The organism is Citrobacter sp. Cpo074 (genome assembly GCF_030332745.1).
Classification (GTDB): Bacteria; Pseudomonadota; Gammaproteobacteria; order Enterobacterales; family Enterobacteriaceae; genus Citrobacter; species Citrobacter portucalensis.
Window position 1 is genome coordinate 1,378,530 of sequence record NZ_JAOWHG010000027.1, and the last position, 22,900, is coordinate 1,401,429.

At 53.3% G+C, this 22,900-nt stretch carries 19 protein-coding genes and 1 pseudogene; 8 read left to right on the forward strand and 12 right to left on the reverse strand.

Translation table 11 applies throughout. The features are described from left to right. Positions 1-154: 154 nt before the first annotated feature. From entF to fes, 3 genes are read right to left on the reverse strand one after another with little or no spacing between them, the layout of a single operon-like run. The gene (gene entF / locus OGX83_RS11300) at positions 155-4,045 is read right to left on the reverse strand and encodes an enterobactin non-ribosomal peptide synthetase EntF (RefSeq protein ID WP_286588045.1); all 3,891 of its coding nucleotides are present in this window, start codon (positions 4,043-4,045) and stop codon (positions 155-157) included. After that, positions 4,042-4,260 (reverse strand): MbtH family protein, encoded by a 219-nt coding sequence (locus OGX83_RS11305; RefSeq protein ID WP_032941816.1) that lies wholly within the window; start codon positions 4,258-4,260, stop codon positions 4,042-4,044. The genes entF and OGX83_RS11305 overlap by 4 nt, the downstream gene beginning before the upstream one ends. Before the next feature lie 30 nt (positions 4,261-4,290). After that, entirely contained in the window at positions 4,291-5,508 is a 1,218-nt protein-coding gene (gene fes / locus OGX83_RS11310) for an enterochelin esterase (protein WP_286574338.1), read from the reverse strand. A gap of 253 nt (positions 5,509-5,761) precedes the next feature. Between fes and OGX83_RS11315 the strand changes: the two genes are divergently transcribed. Further along, positions 5,762-8,035, forward strand: a complete 2,274-nt coding sequence (locus OGX83_RS11315) for a TonB-dependent siderophore receptor (RefSeq protein ID WP_286588047.1) — start codon at positions 5,762-5,764, stop codon at positions 8,033-8,035. A 48-nt stretch (positions 8,036-8,083) separates the two neighbouring features. Then, positions 8,084-8,737 (forward strand): enterobactin synthase subunit EntD, encoded by a 654-nt coding sequence (gene entD, locus OGX83_RS11320; protein WP_286588153.1) that lies wholly within the window; start codon positions 8,084-8,086, stop codon positions 8,735-8,737. Here the strand turns inward: entD and OGX83_RS11325 are convergent. Beyond that, complete coding sequence (locus tag OGX83_RS11325) at positions 8,727-9,743, reverse strand: alpha/beta hydrolase (protein ID WP_353622191.1); 1,017 nt, start codon at positions 9,741-9,743, stop codon at positions 8,727-8,729. The two genes, entD and OGX83_RS11325, sit on opposite strands and share 11 nt — an antisense overlap. Then, positions 9,735-10,424, reverse strand: a pseudogene (locus OGX83_RS11330) (GNAT family N-acetyltransferase); the annotation flags it as partial. The pseudogene OGX83_RS11330 and the gene OGX83_RS11325, both read right to left, overlap by 9 nt. Before the next feature lie 142 nt (positions 10,425-10,566). Here OGX83_RS11330 and OGX83_RS11335 point away from each other — a divergent pair. Next, positions 10,567-11,685 (forward strand): YbdK family carboxylate-amine ligase, encoded by a 1,119-nt coding sequence (locus OGX83_RS11335; RefSeq protein WP_286588049.1) that lies wholly within the window; start codon positions 10,567-10,569, stop codon positions 11,683-11,685. Between the two features lie 67 nt (positions 11,686-11,752). Beyond that, on the forward strand, positions 11,753-12,001 hold the full coding sequence (locus OGX83_RS11340) for a DUF1158 domain-containing protein (protein WP_008784044.1): 249 nt from the start codon (positions 11,753-11,755) through the stop codon (positions 11,999-12,001). A 21-nt stretch (positions 12,002-12,022) separates the two neighbouring features. On the opposite strand, the gene OGX83_RS11345 is transcribed toward OGX83_RS11340, so the two are convergent. Together OGX83_RS11345 and OGX83_RS11350 are read right to left on the reverse strand one after the other, a co-directional pair. Beyond that, complete coding sequence (locus OGX83_RS11345) at positions 12,023-12,364, reverse strand: RamA family antibiotic efflux transcriptional regulator (RefSeq protein WP_003021996.1); 342 nt, start codon at positions 12,362-12,364, stop codon at positions 12,023-12,025. A 17-nt stretch (positions 12,365-12,381) separates the two neighbouring features. Next, positions 12,382-13,494 (reverse strand): MBL fold metallo-hydrolase, encoded by a 1,113-nt coding sequence (locus tag OGX83_RS11350; protein ID WP_008784042.1) that lies wholly within the window; start codon positions 13,492-13,494, stop codon positions 12,382-12,384. 190 nt (positions 13,495-13,684) lie between these two features. Here OGX83_RS11350 and OGX83_RS11355 point away from each other — a divergent pair, with 190 nt between their 5' ends. The 4 genes from OGX83_RS11355 to OGX83_RS11370 all read left to right on the forward strand — a co-directional run bounded on the left by OGX83_RS11355 (position 13,685) and on the right by OGX83_RS11370 (position 16,717). Next, positions 13,685-14,266, forward strand: a complete 582-nt coding sequence (locus OGX83_RS11355; RefSeq protein ID WP_071445801.1) for a TetR/AcrR family transcriptional regulator — start codon at positions 13,685-13,687, stop codon at positions 14,264-14,266. Then, the gene (locus OGX83_RS11360; RefSeq protein ID WP_008784040.1) at positions 14,266-14,634 is read left to right on the forward strand and encodes an MmcQ/YjbR family DNA-binding protein; all 369 of its coding nucleotides are present in this window, start codon (positions 14,266-14,268) and stop codon (positions 14,632-14,634) included. The genes OGX83_RS11355 and OGX83_RS11360 overlap by 1 nt, the downstream gene beginning before the upstream one ends. A 119-nt stretch (positions 14,635-14,753) precedes the next feature. Further along, positions 14,754-15,407, forward strand: coding sequence for an oxygen-insensitive NAD(P)H nitroreductase (gene nfsB, locus OGX83_RS11365; RefSeq protein ID WP_003831162.1), 654 nt, complete (start codon positions 14,754-14,756; stop codon positions 15,405-15,407). A gap of 65 nt (positions 15,408-15,472) precedes the next feature. Next, positions 15,473-16,717 carry a mechanosensitive ion channel family protein gene (locus tag OGX83_RS11370; RefSeq protein ID WP_111465953.1) on the forward strand — a complete coding sequence of 415 codons (1,245 nt, stop codon included), beginning with the start codon at positions 15,473-15,475 and terminating at the stop codon, positions 16,715-16,717. A 3-nt stretch (positions 16,718-16,720) separates the two neighbouring features. Here OGX83_RS11370 and OGX83_RS11375 read toward each other — a convergent pair whose 3' ends face one another. The 5 genes from OGX83_RS11375 to pheP all read right to left on the reverse strand — a co-directional run bounded on the left by OGX83_RS11375 (position 16,721) and on the right by pheP (position 22,787). Continuing rightward, on the reverse strand, positions 16,721-17,701 hold the full coding sequence (locus tag OGX83_RS11375; protein WP_003831159.1) for a LacI family DNA-binding transcriptional regulator: 981 nt from the start codon (positions 17,699-17,701) through the stop codon (positions 16,721-16,723). Between the two features lie 77 nt (positions 17,702-17,778). Further along, the gene (locus OGX83_RS11380; protein WP_286588051.1) at positions 17,779-18,930 is read right to left on the reverse strand and encodes a Gfo/Idh/MocA family protein; all 1,152 of its coding nucleotides are present in this window, start codon (positions 18,928-18,930) and stop codon (positions 17,779-17,781) included. Next, positions 18,927-19,955 carry a sugar phosphate isomerase/epimerase family protein gene (locus OGX83_RS11385; protein ID WP_286588053.1) on the reverse strand — a complete coding sequence of 343 codons (1,029 nt, stop codon included), beginning with the start codon at positions 19,953-19,955 and terminating at the stop codon, positions 18,927-18,929. Before OGX83_RS11385 ends, OGX83_RS11380 begins: the two co-directional genes overlap by 4 nt. A gap of 15 nt (positions 19,956-19,970) precedes the next feature. Next, complete coding sequence (locus OGX83_RS11390) at positions 19,971-21,212, reverse strand: MFS transporter (protein WP_286588056.1); 1,242 nt, start codon at positions 21,210-21,212, stop codon at positions 19,971-19,973. A 180-nt stretch (positions 21,213-21,392) separates the two neighbouring features. Beyond that, a complete protein-coding gene (gene pheP, locus OGX83_RS11395; RefSeq protein WP_286588058.1) occupies positions 21,393-22,787 on the reverse strand; it encodes a phenylalanine transporter in 1,395 nt (464 codons plus the stop codon). Positions 22,788-22,900: the final 113 nt, after the last annotated feature.

Consider the following 22,900-nt stretch of genomic DNA (forward strand, 5'->3'; position numbering starts at 1 on the left):
GAAACAATCTTTGTGCTTGTCGCCCTACCAAAAATTATATTCGGAATTTATTCACCCCTTTCATCACCTTGCATTGCATAAAAAAGAACAATTCCATAACATGTTATTTACATTATGGAATTGTTCGATCACCGCGATAGCAATATTCGTCTTGTTACACAGATTTATTAATCAGTGCATTTATTACAGGCCCTATCGCCTCAAATGAGGCAGGGGAAATAATATCAACATGCGCGCAATCCTGGCGGTAAACATCCAGACTGGATATCCACGGCGACCAGCTGCGTTCAGGACTGACACCCGGTACTAACGTGCGCTCAGCAACGAACAGCGTAGCGTGACCTGCAAACGGCACGCTGTGTGCCGTGGTGAGCAGGCGAACCGCATCGGCATAGTTGCCTTCGATTGCGTTAAATAAAGCCTCTGACGCATTCCCCTGCTGCGCCGCCAGAAACGCTTCGCGTTCACGCTCGATCTCTGCCAGTACCGCTGGATCCAACCCATTAGCCTCTTTTTCTTGCCAGTTTTGCGTTTCTGGCGGCCAGGTATCCAACAGCCCGAGGAATGCAACCGTCTCTCCTCTGGCATGTAAGCGCGCGGCGATCCCCTGTGCCAGCGTGCCGCCCAGCGAATAACCTAATAAATAGTAAGGTCCGTGAGGCTGTTGACAGAGCAATGTTGCCAGGTGATGTTCGCATACCGCATCAAGATTTTCCGCCGTCTGCATAGGGCCATCCGGGCGCGGCGACTGAATACCTATAATCGACCACTGCGGGCTGAGATATCGCGATAGCACGCTAAACTGCCAGGCAAAACCCGACGCCGGATGGAAACAGAACAGCGTTGGGCCGTGACTTTCACGCAGCGGCAACAGTGCCTCAAATCCCATATGTTGCGACTGCTCATCATCAGTGCTCTCCAGTAGAGCACTCAGTTGTTCAACGGTAGAGGCCACCATAATCTGCCCCGGCGTCACCTGACGCTCAAAAACCCGGCTCAACTGTGCCGCCAGCTTCATCGCCAGCAACGAATGTCCGCCAAGCGCAAAGAAGTCTGCCGCCACGTCATTAACCTCGCAACCCAGCAAAGCCGCAAAAGACTGCGCGATGGTGGTTTCAGTCCCTGCTCGCGGTGCGCGCCCGGAAGTACGCGACGTCAACTGCGGCATCGGCAGCGCTTTACGATCCAGTTTACCGTTCGCGCTAAGCGGTAGCTCCGCCAGCTGCAACAAAACCGTCGGCACCATATGCGCAGGCAGTTTTTCACGCAGCTTTTCCCGCAACGCGGACGTATCCAGCGGTAAACCCGATTGTGACACCAGATACCCCACCAGTTGACGCGCATCGCCGCCTGTCGCCGCCGCCTGGTTGAATACGCAGGCGTGGGCAACGGCATGCTCGACATCAGGCAACTGCTGCATCACCCGGTCAATCTCGCCGAGCTCAATGCGTTGTCCGCGAATTTTAAGCTGGTCATCGCTGCGCCCGAGGTATTCCACCGCGCCATTTTCCAGCCAGCGAGCCACATCCCCGGTACGGTACATGCGTTCGCCAACGTTAAACGGATCGGCGATAAAGCGGCTTGCTGTCAGATCCGGACGGCCCAGATAACCTTGCGCCAGTTGGATCCCCGTCAGATATAAATCACCAGCCACGCCGAAAGGCACCGGGCGCATCATGGCATCCAGGATACGTAAACCGGTATTCCATACCGGATAGCCAATCGGCACGCTGTTGCCGGTTACAGCAGCAAGGTCTTCCCCCCAGGCCGGATACCAGCTCACATCAACCGCTGCTTCCGTTGGTCCGTACAAATTGTGCAGTGGCGCATGAGTTAACTGTTCCCACTCACGGCATAAATCTGCAGGCAAGGCTTCGCCGCTGCAAAATACCCGTTTCAGCGAGGCACAACTCTCCCGCGCGGTTTCCGGCGTCAGTGAAGCGACAAAAGCGGCCAACATAGAGGGAACAAAGTGCGTGGTCGTCACCCCATATTGGGCAAAGAACTGCTGCATCGCCAGCGGATCGCGGTGCGCCTCAGGCTCTGCCATTACCAGCTTTGCCCCGGCAATAAACGGCCAGAAAAACTCCCATACCGAGACGTCAAAACTGCACGGTGTTTTCTGCGCCACCACATCATCCGCGGTCAGCGGATAGTGATTTTGCATCCACAGCAGACGGTTAACGATGGCGGTTTGCCCAACCATCACCCCTTTTGGTCTACCGGTAGAACCGGAAGTAAAAATGATATAGGCAGTATGATTGGGCTGAGATAGCGCCAGCGGAGCAGCATCTTCTGCTGGCAGGGGCGAGTCATAGCACAGACTTTCCAGCCCAGGAATATCGCTAAAGCGCGCCAGTTGCTCATTGGTCGCGATCAACAATTTTGGCTTCGCGTCTTCGAGCATCATCCGCAGGCGATCGTCCGGGTATCCGGTATCCAACGGCAGCCAGGCTGCACCGGCTTCAACGATACCGTGCAGCGCCAGCGTCAGGAACACGGAACGCGGTAATGCCACGGCGACGCTGTCGCCAGGCTTGACGCCGCGTGCACGCAAAAGGCTCGCCAGCGCCACGACCTGCTGGCGCATTTCGCGATAGCTAAACTGATAGCGGGCATCGGCCAACGCCGGGGCATCCGGCGTTTTATCGGCCTGCTGTACCACCAGCGCGCTCAGCGTAGTGGACGGGATCTCCACGGTGGTGTGATTAATCTTCGCCAGCCGCTCATGTTCTGTTGGCAACAGCATCCCGGCGTCGCCGCAGCATAGCGCCGGATTGTCGGCAAACTGCTCGATAAGCCCGATTAAACGCGAGGCATGCTGCGTCAGCGTTTCTGCATCGTAGCGCTGTTTATTGGCCAGAATTTCAATACTCAGCCCACCGTTTTCATCCGGGAATAACGCCAGTTCAAGATCGTTCACCGGCCCTGTCGCCAACGTGTGGGTTTGCGCCTGAACGCCGGGAATATTCAGCTGATAGTCGAATATTTTCACGTTCAGCACCGGGCCAAACAGCGGCTCGGCACCTGCTGCACGCCCGCTGTCGCGAACGATTTGTTCGGCATCATAACGTTGATGCCGACGCATTTTCTTCAACTGTCCGGCCAGTCGTTGTGCAAGCGCAGGCAAGCTTTCTGCCGCATCCAGCCTCACACCAAATGGCAGTACGTTTAAAACCGGTCCAGTGGAGGTCAACGCCGCCGACCCCATGCGCCGCATAAAGATAAACCCGGCGGCATAATCCATTCGGCTGCATAAACGTCCCAGCCACAATGCCACCAGCGCGAGGGCCAGATCCGCACGCTGAACGTCAGGCATACGTGCCGCAAGCCGACGAAACGCCCCTTCAGGCGCGGTTAACTTCATACGAATAATATCCGCGCTGGCCGATCGTCCCGGCAACGGATTGTTCGACAGCGAAGCAGGAGGTGGAAGTTGCTTTCGCTGCTCGCTCCAGAAAGCGCCGTCTCGTTGCCAGGCATCGCTTTGACGGTACTGTTGATACTCTTCCACCACCTCGGCGAACGGCGTAAAAGGCGAGTCTGGCGTAGGCTCGCCGTGTAGCCATGCGCGATAAATTGCGGCTATCTGGCGGGTAATGGCCGGAAAACTGAAGCCATCGACCAGCAAATGATGGTAGCGCTGATACCAATACCAACGCTTTTCTCCCACCTGTATAAGCAGGTGAAAAACCAGCGGCTTATTGCCATCAGCACGTATGTCCTGCTGCAGGTCTGCCTGCATCAACGCACGCGCCGCCTCATGTGGATTGGATTTTGCGCGCAAGTCGATAATTTCAGGTTGCGCAAAGGCGAGCGCAGAATCCACCCATTGCCAGACCTCACCGTTATCTTCGCTAAACCGCATCCGCAGGGTATCGGCCTGCTCCAGGCCCGCCACAACGGCTTTCGCCAGCAACGACGCGTCCAGTTCGCCAGTTAACTCTACGTAGTGCGCCACGCTCCACGCCGAGGGCAATGCGGAGAGTTTTTCCGCCATCCAGATCCCCGGCTGAGCCGCCACTAAAGGTAAACGCTGAGTCATGGAGCCTCCTGCACATCGACGTAGTTCGCGGTCGTAAGCGTGGTCCAGTTTGCTTCCAGCCATTGCTGGCAGGCTTCCTGGGATTGGGGTTCGCAAGCAATTTGCCAGCCAGCAGGAAGCGAGCACTGCTGCGGCCAAAGGCTAAACTGACGCTGGGGATTTTGCAGAATGTAAAACTGGCCCTGCGGATTATCGAAGGGGTTACTGAATTCCATACTCAACTCCTGTCGTGGAACATCGTCCGGTTAAATCGTGTCGGTAAGCGGTTGCCAGAGCGTCATTAGCCCTTGCATCAGACCGCCGCGCCAGCAAAGCGCATCGTGTCCGCCATCAACCTGACGCCAGAAAATAGACTGTGGTGCAGAAGGTAACTGGGCATATAACGCCTGATTAGCGCGATAAATAATGGGCTCGCGGATCCCCGCTTCCAGGACAATACGCAGCCCCTGAGCACTCACCTTCCCGCTTTTCAGTTGCTCGACGATCGCCCCGTCCTGATGACCACCGCGATGCGGCCACCAGTAAGAACCGGACTGGCTAAGCACACAGCCAAAGCGCGCGGGCCAGTTCAGCCCGGCATACAGCGCAGACAACCCGCCAAAACTTTGCCCAGCCACCACGGTGCGCTGCGGATCGTCACTAAACGCGGTCGTTGTCTTCACCAGTGGTAATAGCTCCTCCTGCACCGCCAACCAAAAATCCGCATTACACGGTAGCTCATGGCTGCGGTGAGCCGTATCAATGGCATCAATCAGGAGATAAACGGCAGAAGGAAGGTGTCCGCGATGCGTGAGTGAAGTCAACGCAGGCCAGACCGGCATACTCTGTGCCCAAAACTGTCCGTCCAGCAGGATAGCCAACGGACGCGTTTCGGGTTGAGCATCACCGGTGGTAAACACCCATACGCGACGCGTATTGCCGAGCCTGGCGCTATGCCATTGCAGGCACACTGCGGGGGATTTGGGGGGTTCAGGTTGATCCCATCCGGGCTGTACGGGTGCCTCCGGCATTTCCAGCGCAGACACCGCGTGGCCACGACCGCCCCGCCAGCTCTGCGGATTAAGGGGATCAGCAATGGCCTGTGGCAGCAATTGCCGCCAGCCTTCACGCAGCACGTTTCGGTCAGGCGCTTCGCCTGCCACAAGCGAGGAAAAGATATCGTTGCGCTCTGTTGGGATAAAACAGTAACTGCCACGCCAGTTGGCGCTGAGGGAAACACTCCAGCACCAAACATTTGTTCCATCAATGCGTCGCATCGACTGAGGGGTAGCATTTTGATGGTGGTCGGTGACGCCGGTGATATAAACCCAAACGTGATGAATGGCTGACTCTTTCTCCGTTCCCTGCGGATCACGCCACCAGAAGGTTACCCGATAATTTCCGTTGTCTTCACGCTCCCACTCCGGGCCTTTTTTTGACTGCCACCACGCCTCGCTTCCCATCTTTAACGTCGTCACAACCATAACCCCATGTTTATTGTGAAATTTTATGATCTAGCGTGAAATATATTGATAATATTATTGATAACTATTTGCATTTGCAATAGCGTATTGTCGCGCTGTGGGAAGCGCGTACAGTTTTTCACCACTTATAAACCGACCTGGCGCTGCGTACTTTTTCTGGAATGGATCGTTTACGCAGATGCGGGCGACATCAGGCCAAATGCCGCACCACGGCACATTGGTACTCGTGGCTAAAAGAACAGCAGGACATACAATGAACAACAAGATTCATTCACTGGCCTTATTGGTCAATTTAGGGATTTACGGGGTAGCCCTGCCAGCAATGGCAGAAGATCAAACCGATAGCGTCGCTGTCTCTCATGAAGACACCATCGTCGTTACCGCCGCCCAGCAGAACCTGCAGGCACCGGGCGTATCAACCATTACCGCTGATGAAATTCGTAAGAATCCTCCCGCTCGCGATGTGTCGGAAATCATCCGTACCATGCCTGGCGTTAACCTGACCGGTAACTCAACCAGCGGACAGCGCGGCAACAACCGTCAGATCGATATTCGCGGCATGGGGCCAGAAAACACCCTGATTTTGATCGACGGTAAACCGGTTACCAGCCGTAACTCCGTACGCCAGGGCTGGCGCGGCGAGCGTGATACCCGCGGCGATACCGCCTGGGTTGCTCCGGAAATGATTGAACGTATTGAAGTGCTGCGCGGTCCTGCCGCAGCACGCTATGGCAATGGCGCAGCTGGCGGTGTGGTGAACATCATCACCAAGAAAGGCGGCGATGAGTGGCATGGTTCCTGGAATACCTATTTCAACGCGCCGGAACACAAAGACGAAGGATCGACCAAGCGCACCAACTTTAGCCTGAATGGTCCAATGGGCGGGGATTTCAGCTTCCGCCTGTACGGTAATCTTGATAAAACCCAGGCCGACGCATGGGACATCAACCAGGGCCATCAGTCAGAACGTACCGGCACTTACGCCAACACCTTACCGGCCGGTCGTGAAGGGGTGATCAACAAAGACATTAACGGCGTGGTGCGCTGGGATTTCGCCCCGCTCCAGTCACTGGAACTGGAAGCCGGTTATAGCCGTCAGGGCAACCTGTATGCGGGTGACACCCAAAACACCAACACCAACCAACTGGTGAAAGATAACTACGGGAAAGAGACCAACCGTCTTTACCGCCAGAATTACTCTTTGACCTGGAACGGCGGTTGGGATAACGGCGTCACCACCAGCAACTGGGTGCAGTATGAACATACGCGTAACTCCCGTACACCAGAAGGCCTGGCAGGTGGTACGGAAGGGATCTTCGACCCGAATGCGTCACAAAAATATGTCGATGCCGACCTGAATGACGTCATGCTGCACAGTGAAATCAGCATTCCGTTTGATCTGCTGGTGAACCAAAACCTGACGCTGGGTACTGAATGGAACCAGCAACGCATGAAGGACATGTTGTCCAATTCGCAGACCTTTATGGGCGGCGATATCCCCGGTTCGAGCAGCACCAACCGTAGCCCGTACTCAGACGCAGAGATTTTCTCCCTGTTTGCTGAAAACAACATGGAACTGACCGACAGCACCATGCTGACGCCGGGTCTGCGTTTCGACCACCACAGCATCGTTGGCGACAACTGGAGCCCATCTCTGAACCTGTCACAGGGTCTGGGTGATGACTTCACGCTGAAGATGGGAATTGCGCGCGCCTATAAAGCACCAAGCCTGTACCAGCTCAACCCGAACTACATTCTGTACAGTAAAGGCCAGGGTTGCTACGCCACCGGTTCCGCGACGGGCATTGGTTGCTACATGATGGGCAACGATGACCTGAAGGCTGAAACCAGTATCAACAAAGAGATTGGTCTTGAGTTCAAGCGTGACGGTTGGCTGGCTGGGGTAACCTGGTTCCGCAACGATTACCGCAACAAGATTGAAGCGGGTACGGTACCGTTCGATAGAACATCTATCACCAACAAAGGGAAGACGACTTACACCGATATCTACCAGTGGGAAAACATTCCTAAAGCGGTGGTTGAGGGTCTGGAAGGTACGTTGAACGTGCCGGTTAGCGAAACCGTTAACTGGACCAACAACATTACCTACATGCTGCAAAGTAAGAATAAAGAGACCGGCGAACGCCTGTCGATTATTCCTGAGTACACGCTGAACTCGACTCTGAGCTGGCAGGCACGCGAAGATTTGTCGCTGCAGTCCACCTTCACCTGGTACGGCAAACAGCAGCCGAAGAAATACGATTACCAGGGTAAACCGGTAACCGGTAGTTCGGCGAGTGAAGTCAGCCCGTACAGCATCGTCGGCCTGAGCGCGACCTGGGATGTGACGAAAAACGTCAGCCTGACCGGCGGCGTGGATAACGTCTTCGACAAACGTCTGTGGCGTGAAGGTAATGCCCAGACCACGGGCGATATTGTAACCGGGAACTATATGGCAGGCGCTGGCGCGAATACCTATAACGAACCGGGCCGGACGTGGTTCATGAGCGTAAACACCCACTTCTGATAACGCTTTCCCTCTCCTCGCTGCGGGGAGAGGGAAATCATAACTATGATGCACGCCACGCACACACCGCTCACTTTCGCAGACCACACGCTGCACATGGTCGAGTTCGATCCCGACAGCTTCCATGAGCACGACCTGCTCTGGCTCCCCCACCATTCTCAGCTTCAATCCTGTGGACGTAAGCGTAAAGCTGAGCACTTAGCAGGGCGTATTGCCGCAGTACATGCATTACGTGAATACAGTATCAAAACTGTACCTGGCATCGGCGGGCAGCGACAACCGCTGTGGCCACAAAAGTTGTTTGGCAGCATCAGCCACAGTGCATCAACTGCGCTGGCGGTAGTATCGACGCATCCCGTTGGGCTGGATATAGAAGCTATTTTTACGCGGCAAACCGCAGTTGAGCTGGCTGACGGTATTATCGATAACCACGAACGACCGATTTTGCATCATTCTGAATTGCCCTTTCCACTCGCCTTAACTCTGGCATTCAGCGCCAAGGAGAGCCTGTATAAGGCGTTTTCCACTCAGGCATCCGGGTTACCAGGTTTCACCAGCGCAAAAATTACCGCACTCACGAATCAGCAATTAACATTGCAAATCATGCCATCATTTTCGCCTAACCTCGCCAATCAGGAAATTAACGTGCATTGGTTTCAACGCGATTACCATGTCATTACTCTGTGCGACGTTACTTTTTAACAAAGTCACCAATCGCCAGATAGGTGGCTTTTGCTTCCTGCGGGACTTTATCCTCCAGCATCAGATAAGCATGCGTCATCCCAGGAAAGTGAACATGCTGTACGGGTATCCCCTCAGCTTGCAGTCTGGCGACAAAAGCAAAATTCTCATCCCGTAAAGGATCCAACCCACCACTGACTACCAGAGTGGGTGGAAAATCCTGGCTCAACGGCAGGTAAAGCGGAGACGTCTGTTTACGATCTTCTTCATTGCGGAAATATTGCTGAAAATACCAGCGTATTTTGCTTTCATCCAGTAGCTTTCCGGTACCGTTCTCCTGCACCGATGGCCAGTTCAGCGTGTAGTCCAGGCTCGGATAAATCAGCACCAGGCGATGAATAAATCCTGGCTGCTCGCGGGAAAAGTAGGCCGCCAACGTCGCACTAAATGCGCCGCCACCGCTGTCGCCGATAAGCGTGAGTTGGCGAGTGTAAGGAATATGCTGACTGTCGAGCAGCGACCAGACGTTTTCTATTACGGCTTTAGCATCGGAAAGACCAGCCGGATACGGGTTTTCTGGCGCAAGTCGATAATCAACCGACACAACGATATTTCCTGTCGCCATCGCCAGATGACGGGCAACCGGGTCATACACGTCCACCGAACCGCTCAGATGCCCACCGCCATGGATAAACACCACCACCTTCGGCTCTCCGGTCAGTGCCGGGCGATAAATCCGTACAGGGATGCGACGCTCTCCGGTATCCACTTCCGTATTGATAATCGCCGCCATCGGTTCTGAGGTGGACACATTTGCTTTTGTCAGTGCTGCTAACCCTGCTCTTGAGCTGAACGTGTCGTAGCAAAGGTTGGGATTGCGAGGTTGTGCTGTGAGTAAATCAGCCAGAAGCGCGGGCGGTGTTTGCGTCAGCGAGCCATGTTCCTGTTGCCAGCGCTGTTGATAATCTTGCTGTTGCGTCTGCACAGTCTCAACGTTGGCTGTCTCACAGGAAAAGCACTCTGCCATCGACTGGCGTTGCCGTCCGTTTTCATCAAAGTTCTCTGCGGCCAACCAGCGCTGTAACACGGCGTCACACTGGGGCCATTCGCTATCAATCATTGATAACCAGTCGCTGTCGCGATTACGCCCCTTGCGCACAATCTTCTGGCGAAAGCGACCTTCGAAGATAAACCCAAGGCGTTCCGCTGCCCGTCGAGAAGCGGTGTTCAGAGAATCGCATTTCCACTCCACGCGACGATAGCCCAACGCAAATGCCTGGCGTAACAGCAGCCAGATGCTTTCGGTGCCGAGAACCGTATTTTTCATACGCGGTGACCAGGTCACATGACCAATTTCGACCGAACCGTGCTCTCGTTCAATCGCCATAAAGCACACCAGTCCGACAGCTCGTCCTGAACGCTGTTCAATGACGGCATAGGGAACCAGAGATGCATCAGTAACTTTCCCCTGCACCCAGCAAACTGCGGCCTCGACGCTTGTGGGGCGAGAGCTTGCAAGCCAGGTCCAGTCGCGATCGTCCGGTGCCTGCGCGTAGGCATCAAACAGATCGGCGGCATGGCTGTCGGCATCCAGGGGAACCAGTCGACAATATTGCCCTATCAGCGTTTCCCGTGGCAGTACGGCAGCGCCATTCCAGTCCGGCACGACATCGCCGACGGTCTGCCCATAAAGATTTATTTCCGGCACGATTCAACCCCAGTAGCGAAGTAAAAAATAGTTATAACACTGGCCATTACACCTTCAAAGCGTCGCAAGGGTGATTTTGACGACGAACAGAAAATCAGCAGTCCTTCTATACTGATTAAAAATCAACGCGGAAGAGAGCCTTATGCCACTACCTGATTTTCATGTTTCCGACCCTTTTACGTTAGGCATTGAACTGGAAATGCAGGTGGTCAATCCGCCAGGTTACGACCTGAGTCAGGATTCTTCCCGGCTGATTGATGCCGTAAAACCGCAGCTCACCGCCGGAGAAGTGAAGCACGATATCACCGAAAGTATGCTGGAGATGGCGACCGGAGTTTGCCGCAATATCGACCAGGCTGATGCTGAATTGTCCGCTATGCGGCAGATAATTATGCGAGTTGCTGCAGAGCATCACCTCGCCATTTGTGGCGGTGGCACACATCCATTTCAAAAATGGCAACGTCAGGAAGTCTGCGATGACGAACGCTATCGGCGCAACCTGGAAAATTTTGGCTATCTTATCCAGCAAGCGACGGTGTTTGGCCAGCATGTGCATATCGGCTGCGCAAACGGCGATGATGCCATTTACCTGCTACACGGCCTGTCGCGATTTGTTCCCCATTTTATTGCGCTCTCGGCCGCCTCACCTTATATGCAGACGTCTGACACGCGGTTTGCCTGCGCGCGCCTGAATATTTTCTCCGGATTTCCCGATAATGGCCCGATGCCATGGGTGAATAACTGGCAGGAATTCGAGGGGCTATTCCGTCGACTGGCTTACACCAGCATGATTGATAGCATTAAAGATTTACACTGGGATATCCGCCCCAGCCCGCACTTTGGCACGGTAGAGGTTCGGGTCATGGATACGCCGCTGACCCTTGATCATGCGGTCAATATGGCAGGACTTATTCAGGCTACCGCCCACTGGTTACTCACCAAACGTCCATTCAAGCACCAGGAGCGTGATTACCTGTTGTATAAATTCAATCGTTTTCAGGCCTGTCGCTTTGGTATGGCGGGAATCGTCACCGACGTCAATACCGGCGACGGTTGCCGCCTGTCAGAAGACACATTGCAACTCCTGGAGAATATCGCTACTTCTGCAGATAAAGTAGGCGCAACCAGCGCGATTGAAGCTATACATCTGCAGGTTAAAAATGGTCATGATGAAGCACAAAACATGCGTGACTTTGTCGCCGAAGGCGGGTCACTGAGTGGCCTGGTGAAAAAACATTGTGAGATTTGGGCGGGGTTGTAAGCGTGGGTATTTGCGTTACCCGCTGAGATCCCGGACAATAGCTTTTTAACTCAAGTTTAACAATGTTATGAAACACCCGCTTGAATCACTGATGACTGTCGCAGGGATCCTGCTACTGGCTTTTTTGTCTTGCCTGCTGCTACCCGCCCCCTCACTTGGCCTGGTACTGGCGCAAAAACTCGTCGCCATTTTTCATCTGATGGATCTCAATCAGTTTTATACTTTGCTGTTTTGCCTGTGGTTTTTACTGCTGGGCGTGATTGAATATTTGGTGCTGCGCTTCATCTGGCGGCGCTGGTTCTCGCTGGCGGATTAGGCCCGCGAGAACCCTCTGCTGTTAATGCGTTCGGCTATGATTTTCTTTGCGATAAGCTCCCGGCGGCTGGCTGAACGTACGGGTGAAAATACGCGTAAAGGTCTGCTGCGAATCGAATCCGTATTTCAAACAGATGTCGTACACTTTCTGATCGGTATCGCGTAGATCGCGCGCCGCCAACAGCAGCTTGCGCTCGCGGATGTAACGCCCAAGACTTTCGCCTTTGTACTGCATAAAAAGACGCTGCAGGTGCCATTTGGAATATCCCGCATGGCGTGCAATATCATCAATGCGCAATGGTTGATTCAAATTATCATCAATCCATTCAACAATCGTATCAATTACCTGAGCAGAAATCGTCATCATGCTCTCCCCTGTATTCATTGAGTCACCTGTTGCCACCAGGCCGTAAACGGTTGGTCCGGTTCGGACAGTATTACCGGTTCACCCAGCATTGGCGTCAGCAGTCGGTAATCCTGATGACGGCTGGCAAGCGCCAGTCGTTTGTAAGGATCATCCCAGGTATGTTTCGCCAGAACGAAACGGCCGGCATGCCCTGGCAACACGGCTTTCGCATGCAGATCTGCCGCAGCCTGCGCCGTCTCTTCCGGCATCATGTGAATAAACTTCCAGTCCTGGTCATACTGACCGTTCTCCATAATCGCCAAATCGACAGAGCCAAACTGCTCGCCGATGGCTTTAAAATGCGGTCCATAGCCGGAATCGCCGCTGTAATAAACGTTCTGCTCCGGCGTTTCGAACATGAAGCTCGCCCATAGCGTTTGGTTGCGTTTGATACCGCGCCCCGAGAAATGACGGGCGGGCAGCACATGAACGATCAGCGAATCCGTCACTCTGACGGACTGATTCCAGTCCCGTTCTTCGATTATCTCGCTGCGCATCCCCCAGTAACGCAGATGCGACCCGACGCCAAGCGGCGTAATCACCCGCTTAATTTTCGGCATTAGCGCCTTGATAGTGGCGAGATCCAGATGGTCATAGTGATCGTGCGAGATGATGAGCAGGTCTATCTCCGGCATCGTCTGTGCGGTCCACGGATAATCACCGGCAAAGGCCTTGTTCAGGAACGAGAACGGTGCGGCATAATTGCTGAAAACCGGATCAATCAGGATACGTTGACCCGCCAGCTGTAAATACCACGAAGAATGGCCCAGCCAGACCAGGGTATCCTGCTGCGGCGAAAGCCCGGCGAGATCGGTCGCGACCATAGGTAACGGTTGTGCTGGTCGTGCATTTTCACGCTTAGCGACCAGAAACTCCCACCAGGCCGCCAGCATGCCTTTGTTGCCGGTATAGCCCGGTGTCGGCACCTGGTTATGAAACTGTCCATCACGATAGTGCGGTGACTGTTCAACCTGACTCAGTTGTGCCCCTTGCGGCGCCTGACCAAACCCGGCATTGAGTACAAACGGTAAACTTGCAGCTGCAGCAATAAGCATAATAACAACCACACAAACTGTGAGACGCTTCATATCCTGACCTTAAACGCGCCCCCTTTCCGCTGGTTTGCGCGACTGACTCTTGATTATGAGTGAGTAAGCACTCATTATAGAAATCGAAAGTTCTCCGTCAAGATGATTTTCAATCTTTGACATTCGCCGTTGCGGCGCAGCAAACGCCGTGATTCAATCATGTTTTTTACAGACTTAAGGGTAAAGTGTAGTGGCTCGTCCGAAGAGTGAAGACAAAAAACTGGCATTACTGGAAGCTGCAACCACAGCATTTGCACAATCAGGTGTTGCGGCTTCGACCGCCGTGATAGCCCGTAATGCAGGGGTTGCGGAGGGAACGTTGTTTCGCTATTTCGCGACCAAAGATGATTTGATCAACGAGCTTTACCTCTTTTTGAAGCAAGACCTTTGTCAGTCGATGATGGCAAACCTGGATCGTTCAGTGACTGATGCCAAAACCATGACTCACTACATCTGGAACAGCTACATTAGCTGGGGCCTGAACCACACCTGCGGGCATCGCACGATTCGTCAGTTGGCCGTCAGCGAGAAAATAAGCAAGGAAACCGAACAACAGGCTGACGATATGTTCCCGGAACTGCGCGATCTTTGTCATCGTTCCGTACGACCCGAGTTTATGTCTGACGAATATCGCGCCTTTGGCGACGGGCTATTCCTTTCTCTGGCAGAAACCACCATGGAGTTCGCCGCCCGCGACGCTGCCCGCGCAAATGAATATATTTCGATGGGGTTTGAAGCCATGTGGCGCGCCCTGACCCGCGAGGAACAATAATGGACGGCCAGACCCTTCCTGCCTGTGCGAAACGCCTTGCGCTCGAACTACCTTTTACCGAACACTGCTGGCCTTTCGGCCCGGAATACGATGTCTTCAAGGTTGGCGGTAAAATTTTTATGCTGGTCACGGAGCTTCGCGGACGGCCACTTATTAACCTGAAATCCGATCCGCAAAAATCACTGTTAAACCAGCAGATCTACCCCAGCATTAAGCCCGGCTATCACATGAATAAAAAGCACTGGATCTCGGTCTATCCTGGTGACGATATTACCGAGTCATTACTGGCAGAGCTGGTGAATGATTCCTGGCACCGCGTCGTCGACGGCTTGCCGAAACGGGATCAAAAACGCCTGCGTCCAGGTTGATTTATCGCTAACCCCGATAAGTGTTTTTGCATTTTCCTGTCTTATCTTTTTCCTGCTAACCCTGTACCCTGCTGAAACAAAACGCACCCGCAGGGTATGGAAAATCACCAGGAGTAGTTATGGATATTGTTTCTGTCGCCTTAAAACGTTACTCCACTAAGGCATTCGATCCGAATAAAAAACTGACCGCTGAGCAGGCCGAAAAATTAAAAACGCTGCTGCAGTTTAGCCCGTCCAGCACCAACTCTCAGCCATGGCACTTTATCGTCGCCAGCACTGACGAAGGTAAGGCGCGTGTGGCTAAATCCGCAGCCGGCGGCTTTGTATTCAACGAACGTAAAATGCTGGATGCTTCCCACGTTGTGGTGTTCTGCGCCAAAACGGCGATGGATGATGCATGGCTGGAACGCGTGGTGGATCAAGAAGAAAGCGATGGTCGTTTCGCCACGCCTGAAGCGAAAGCCGCAAACCACAAAGGCCGCACCTTCTTTGCCGACATGCATCGCAAAGAACTGAAAGATGACAACCACTGGATGGCAAAACAGGTGTACCTGAACGTCGGTAACTTCCTGCTGGGCGTTGCGGCGATGGGCCTGGATGCTGTGCCGATCGAAGGCTTTGATTCAGCTGTCATGGATGCAGAATTTGGCCTGAAAGAAAAAGGTTTCACCAGCGTAGTGGTGGTTCCTGTGGGTCATCACAGCGTAGAAGATTTCAACGCCGCGCTGCCGAAATCTCGTCTGCCGCTGGAAACGACGCTGACGGAAGTCTAATCCTCCGCATTTGCATAAGCTCCGCACAGCGGTCATCATAGACCGCTGTTTATTAAGGAGACGTTATGCAGGAATTGATATCTCAGGTAGAAGAACTCGGCATTGAAATAAATCACACCACCTCATTGGTGATGATTTTTGGCATTATTTTTATCACCGCCATTATTGTTCACGTTATTTTGCACTGGGTGGTATTACGCGCATTTGAAAAGCGCGCCAGCGCCAGCTCCCGCCTGTGGCTACAAATCATCACGCAGAACAAGTTATTTCACCGGCTGGCATTCACCCTGCAGGGTATCATTGTCAATATACAGGCCGCACTCTGGCTACAGAAAGGCAGCGAAGCCGCAGAAATATTGGTGAACTGCGCACAGCTGTGGATCATGATGTACGCCCTGCTGTCCCTGTTTTCCCTGCTGGACGTTATTCTCAATCTGTCGCAAAAACTCCCTGCTGCGTCGCAATTGCCGCTAAAAGGCATATTCCAGGGCATCAAACTCATCAGCGCAATTCTCGTCGGAATATTGATGATTTCCCTGCTGATTGGTCAGTCACCGGCAATACTGATAAGCGGTCTGGGTGCCATGGCCGCCGTGTTAATGCTGGTGTTTAAAGATCCAATCCTCGGACTGGTTGCCGGAATACAACTTTCAGCCAACGATATGTTGAAGTTGGGTGACTGGCTGGAAATGCCGAAATATGGTGCAGATGGCGCGGTTATCGATATTGGCTTAACCACCGTGAAAGTGCGCAACTGGGATAACACCATCACCACTATCCCAACCTGGTCACTGGTCTCAGACTCTTTTAAAAACTGGAGTGGAATGTCGGCTTCCGGTGGGCGGAGAATAAAACGCAGCATCAGCATCGATGCCACCAGCATCCATTTTCTTGATGAGGATGAGCGCCAGCGTCTGCATAAAGCCCACCTGCTGAAACCGTATTTAACCGCACGTCACCAGGAAATTGACGAGTGGAATCAGCAGTTAGATGCGCCTGAATCGGTGTTGAATCACCGCCGGATGACCAATATTGGCACCTTCCGCGCTTATCTGAACGAGTATTTGCGTCATCATCCGCGTATTCGCAAAGATATGACGTTAATGGTGCGCCAGCTTGCGCCGGACGATCATGGTTTACCGATCGAAATTTATGCCTTTACCAATACGGTGGTCTGGCTGGAATATGAAAGTATTCAGGCTGATATCTTCGACCATATATTTGCCGTAGTCGAAGAGTTTGGCTTGCGCATTCATCAGTCGCCTACCGGAAACGATATTCGTGCGCTGTCTGGCGCGTTTCAGCGATAAAGCTCAGGTACTGGCGCGTGAAATATAGCGCCAGTCCATCATCACCCTTTCCGTCTGCGCGTCAGGATTTTCTATTTTATTCAGCAATAATCCTACCGCTTTGCGGCCTATATCCCGTGAGGGTTGCTCAATGGTCGAAAGCTGTGGAGAAACCATTTCTGCCAGTTCCGTACCGTCGAAACCAACAACGGCGATATCCTGCGGGATCTGTAATCCGGCATCGAAAATAGCGCGCATCGCACCAGCGGCTAGCGTGTCCGATACGGCAAACACCGCGTCGGGTTTCACCTCTGCGGCAAGTAGTGTTTTCATCGCCGCAATTCCTGCACTGGAACTTAATTCACTGGCATATTCCACAGCCTGATATTCAAGCGACAGCGCATGCAGCGCCGCTTTATAGCCGCGTTCGCGCAAACGAGCATATTTATAACTCAGGTCATGATTGATTAAGGCAATTCGTCGGTAGCCCTTATCCACCAGGTGAGATATTACCGACTGTGCGGCGTCAACATCGTTAATCCCCACGCAGGAAACCGCGCCTTTGTCAGCATATTCCGCGCACTGAACCCAGGGCGCATCGCCAATCAGCGTAGTCAGTTCCGGTAATTTGGAGAATGCATCCATGGTGATAATGCCATCGACTATTTTCCCCGACAGGAGCTTCAACGCCGATTTTGATCGGGCTGTATCCGAGCCGGAATTACACAGTAAAATGCGATAGCCATTCTTCTCCGCCTCCTCTTCAATGCCTTTAACAACCTCTGCACAAAAAGGATTGGCGATGTTGGAAACCATCACCAGAATCATCGAACTACGTGCCGTACGCAGCTGACGCGCCAGCAGATTGGGCTGATAATTGCTTTCTTTAATAGCCTGTAGCACGCGCTCACGATTTTTGGCTTTGACGGTATCACTGTGATTCAGCACACGCGATACCGTCGCCACCGACACACCGGCAAGCTGGGCGATTTTTTGAATAGACATAACGACGACACATCCTGCGGTTTACGCTTTGCGTTGAGGCTACCATAAAATCGCCGACTGGCGAACCGGATGCGTGTTTAGCGCTGTACTGATATCCAACGCTGCTGCTGATGGCTTTTTATAATTGCATCAATAATATACATCACATCCGCACCGTCAGAAAAAGACGCAAATCTACGCTCCGCCGTCGCGGGCATTTTGCCTGCCAACACCGCCTGATAAAACTGCTGCATCATATTCTTGAACGCATCCGGCCAGCCCTCAATATGCCCACCCGGAAAGTGCGCACTGGCAGCAACATCCGCATTCATCAATCCTGGGTCGTCCGTCAGGATCTGGTTCGCCTGCTGACGGTGCCCGACCCAAAGCTGTTGCGGCGTTTCCTGATCCCAGTGCAGTGAACAGTGGCTACCGTTAATTTCAAAGCTCAGGTGATTCTTGCGCCCGGCACTCACCTGCGAAACGCTAAAGCAGCCTTTGCTGCCATCATCAAAACGTACCAGCACCGACCCACGATCTTCTGTCGTAACCGCTTTTTCCTCAAATTGCACATCAGCCGTTTGCTGGCCAAACGTAGCGTTACTGGCAATGCTGGCTTTACGTACCGGCCAGACGATAGCCAAATCGGCCATCACCTCGACAATACGTTTTCCAGTCACGAATTGCACCGTATCACACCAGTGCGAACCGATATCCGCTACCGCCCGTGAATCGCCGCCTTGTGCGGCATCGACCCGCCAGTTGTAGTCAGTCTCCAACAGCATCCAGTCCTGCAGATAGCTCCCCTGTACGGCAAACAGACTGCCCACGCTGCCGCTTCTGACCATACTGGCCGCCTGCTGCACCATTGCAAACTGGCGATAGACAAAGCTCACGCCGTGCACCACTCCAGCCTGCTGTGCCAGCGTTTCCAGTTCACGAGCCTCATCCGGCGTCATACACAGCGGCTTTTCTGAAAACACGTGCATACCCGCGCGTAAAATCTGCCGATTGATGTCGGCATGCAGATGATTCGGCGTACAGTTATGCACTACCTGTAGTCCGGGATGCGCCAGCAGCGCTTCAACGCTGCCGTATGCATGAGGAATATGAAGAGCATCTGCGCGTTCCAGGGCAACCGCCAGCGAGCTATCACAGAGCGCCACCACGTTCACACCGCCGAGTCGACGCAACGCCTCAATATGTGCAGGCCCAATAAATCCGCTGCCAATAATGCCAACCTGTATCATTTGCGTACCTCATCGCCAGCGGCGAAATCATCAAATGCACGTGCAGAAACCGGAATAATATGGCGGCGTATAAAATCACTCCCCTCACGCGCCCCGGTTTGCGCGTCTTTCAGGCAACACTCCCATTCCAGCACCGCCCAGCCAGGGAAATCATATTGTGTGAGCTTGCTGAAGATCGTTTTGAAATCGACCTGCCCGTCCCCCAAAGAACGGAAGCGCCCGGCGCGATCGAGCCACGGCTGATAACCGCCATAGACACCGCTGCGGCTACTGGCGTGGTACTCAGCGTCCTTGACGTGGAACGCTTTAATACGCGAGTGATAGACATCGATAAACCCAAGATAATCCATCTGCTGCAATAACAGATGGCTCGGGTCATAGAGAATGTTGCAGCGAGGATGATTATCAACCAGCGCAAGAAATCGCTCGAACGTCACGCCATCGTGCAGATCTTCGCCGGGATGGATCTCAAAGCAAACATCCACTCCATGATGATCAAAGCGATCGAGAATCGGTCTCCAGCGGCGCGCCAGCTCCAGAAAAGCCTCTTCAAAGCGCTGACGATTATGCGGTGGCCACGGATAAAAGAAAGGCCAGGCGAGCGAACCTGAAAACGTGGCATGTGCCGTCAGCCCCAGTCTTTGCGAAGCCGCAGCGGCCTGGTGTAAGGTTTCGATGGCCCACGCCTGTCTGGCCTGCGGATTAGCGCGTACAGACGGCGGAGCAAATCCGTCAAAAGCGTCATCGTAAGCCGGATGGACGGCAACCAGTTGACCTTCAAGATGGGTAGATAATTCGCTAATCACCACCCCATATCCGGCCAGCATCCCGCGAATATCATCACAATAGGCCTGACTTACAGCAGCTTGTTCGACATCAAACAGCGACTTGTGATTACACGGGATTTGTAATGCCTTATAGCCCAGCTCCGCCGCCCATTTTGCCACGCCATCCAGGGTGTTAAATGGCGGGCGATCCCCGATAAATTGCGCCAGAAAAATGCCAGGCCCCTTGATGGTTTTCATAACCCCTCCTGAAAATTACGCCTGCTCTTTGTCGTCATACTTGAAAGAGAAAAGGAAAATCAGGGCAATCACTGCGGCAGCGACTGCCGGGATCCACCAGAACATGGTCCACGCCTGAGGCACGGTTTGCCCCGCCACCAGCCGGTTGTAAAGTGCGCCTGAAATTTGCGAGCCCAGCAGCATACCGATCCCATAGGTAAACATGACGATCATGCTTTGCGCCTGACCTTTTACTTTTTCCCCGGCGATACGATCGGTGTAAATAAAGCCGACTACGAAGAAGAAGTCGTAGCACACGCCGTGCAGCAGAATGCCGAGATACAGCAGGAATCGGCCCTCTTCGCTGATGCCGAGGGCAAAGAAGGCATAACGCACGAACCAGGCGCACATCCCGATTAACAGCATGTATTTCACGCCCAAACGTCTGAACAGGAACGGGATCACCAGCATGAAGAATATTTCAGACATCTGACCAAACGACATCGCCGTACTGACGTCGCCGACGCCCGCATCAGCAAGAAACGACGCGGTATACGCGTAATAGGTTCCCAACGGTACAGAGATAAGCGTCGCGCAGAGCGAGAAGACAAAAAAGTGACGGACCTTGAGTAAGGCAAAAGCATCCGCACAAAACAGATCGCGAACTTTTACCGGCAGTCCTTTCGCCGGTGCAGGCGTGTTGGGCAGCGTCAGGCTGTAGAGCGCCAGAATCACAGAGATAATCGCCGCCAGCGTAAAGATACCGATGGTGTCCGAAATTCCGGTTACACCGATAAAGATCCCCGCGACAATCCAGCCAATGGTGCCAAACACCCGCACTACCGGGAAGGTTTTGTCCTTATCCGACAGGCTATGAAAAGCAATATTGTTGGTAAGCGCCAGCGTTGGCATGTAGCACAGCGTGTAGCCAAACAGCAGACCAATCAACAGTGCACCGTTTTGCGCCACCAATGCCTGCGGAACAAACCACAGGATTGCCGCGCCAGCAAGGTGCATCACCGCCATCACCTTTTGCGAGGCAAAAAAGCGGTCTACCAGCATCCCTAAGACGAATGGCGACAGAATAGAGGCAATGGGCCCGGCTGAAAACGCATCGCCAATCAACAGCGACATGTTGTGCTGGCTCATCACCAGCCCCAGCGTGACGGACCAACTTCCCCAGATAAAGAACTGTAAGAACATCATTAGCGACAGCCGGGGCACCAGCAGCCGGTACTGTACGCTCTGTTTTCCACTACTTTCGGTTGTTGACACCATTTTTTGCCCCACCCTTAAAAAGTAATCGATTACAAATTAGATTCAATAGAAAAGTAATCGATTACAAAATAAAGATCCTGTCAGCAGCAGCAAAATTGCGAGAACGGTCACGATAAACGTTGAGTGAGGATCCGATCCCATCCTGACGATGGGATCGGTAATAACAAGATCGGTAGAAACTTAGCGGGACTTACGACGCAGCAGTTTGAAGGCAACAAACAGGAACAGGATCCACACCGGTAGCAGGATAGCTGACAGGCGCATCTCATCCATCGTACACATCAGCACCAGAATCATGCCAAGGAAAGCAATACACAGGTAGTTCCCTGCCGGATACAGCAGCGCTTTAAACTGCGTGTCACGTCCCTTACGACGCATCGCCGCCCGGAATCGCAGATGTGCCAGGCAGATCATAATCCAGTTCAGCAGCAGCGTCGCCACCACCAGCGCCATCAGCAGGCTAAAGGCCTTTTGCGGCAGCACATAGTTGATGAGTACCACCAGCGACGTAATAGCACCGGAAAGGATCAGTGAGTTCACCGGTACGCCGCGACGGCTGACGCGGGTTAAGAACTTCGGCGCGTTACCCTGAACCGAAAGACCAAACAGCATGCGGCTGTTAGAGTAGACGCCACTGTTATACACCGACAGCGAAGCCACCAGGATGACAAAGTTCAGTGCAGAAGCCACTACGTTGCTGTCGAGATTATGGAAAATCATCACAAACGGGCTGCTATTGGATTTCACTTCCACCCACGGGTACAGCGCCAACAGCACCACCAGAGAACCGATGTAAAACAGCAGAATACGGTACACCACCTGGTTTACCGCCTTTGGAATGCTTTTCTGTGGATCCTGCGCTTCCGCGGCAGTAATCCCGATAAGCTCCAGCCCGCCAAAGGAGAACATAATCACTGCCAGCGACAGAATTAATCCGTTCCAGCCGGTAGCAAAAAAGCCGTTGTAACGCCACAAGTTATCGATGCTTGCATGTTCCCCGCCGTTACCGGAAAACAGCATCCACACGCCAAAACCAATCATGCCGATAATGGCCAGTACTTTAATCAGCGCAAACCAGAATTCCGTTTCGCCATACAGACGTACGTTGACCAGATTGACGGCGTTGATGATCACGAAGAATGCCGCGGCCCAAATCCAGGTTGGAACATCGGGCAACCAGTACTGCATGTAGATCCCTGCCGCTGTCAGTTCTGCCATGCCGACCAGCACAAACATCACCCAGTAGTTCCAGCCGGACAGAAAACCCGCGAACGGTCCCCAGTATTTATAGGCAAAATGGGCAAACGATCCGGAAACGGGTTCTTCGACCACCATTTCGCCCAGTTGACGCATAATCAAAAAAGCGATGATCCCGGCAACGCCGTAACCCAGTAACACCGCAGGTCCCGCTATCTGAATAGCCGGGCCAATGCCCAAAAACAGGCCGGTACCAATTGCGCCGCCCAGCGCAATTAACTGAATATGGCGGTTTTGCAACCCTCGTTGAAGCGTCGGCTCGTTCGTCGACGCGGCATCAGACACGCTGGTGTCAGATGCAGTTGACGCGTTTTTCACGCCCTTCCCCTGTGTGGTTTTTATTGAAGGGGCTTCTTTTAACATTTCAACCTGGTTGTCGCAAGGCGCAATCGATTGGATACGCCGGGCTTCCTTGCCCAACGCACCGAGGC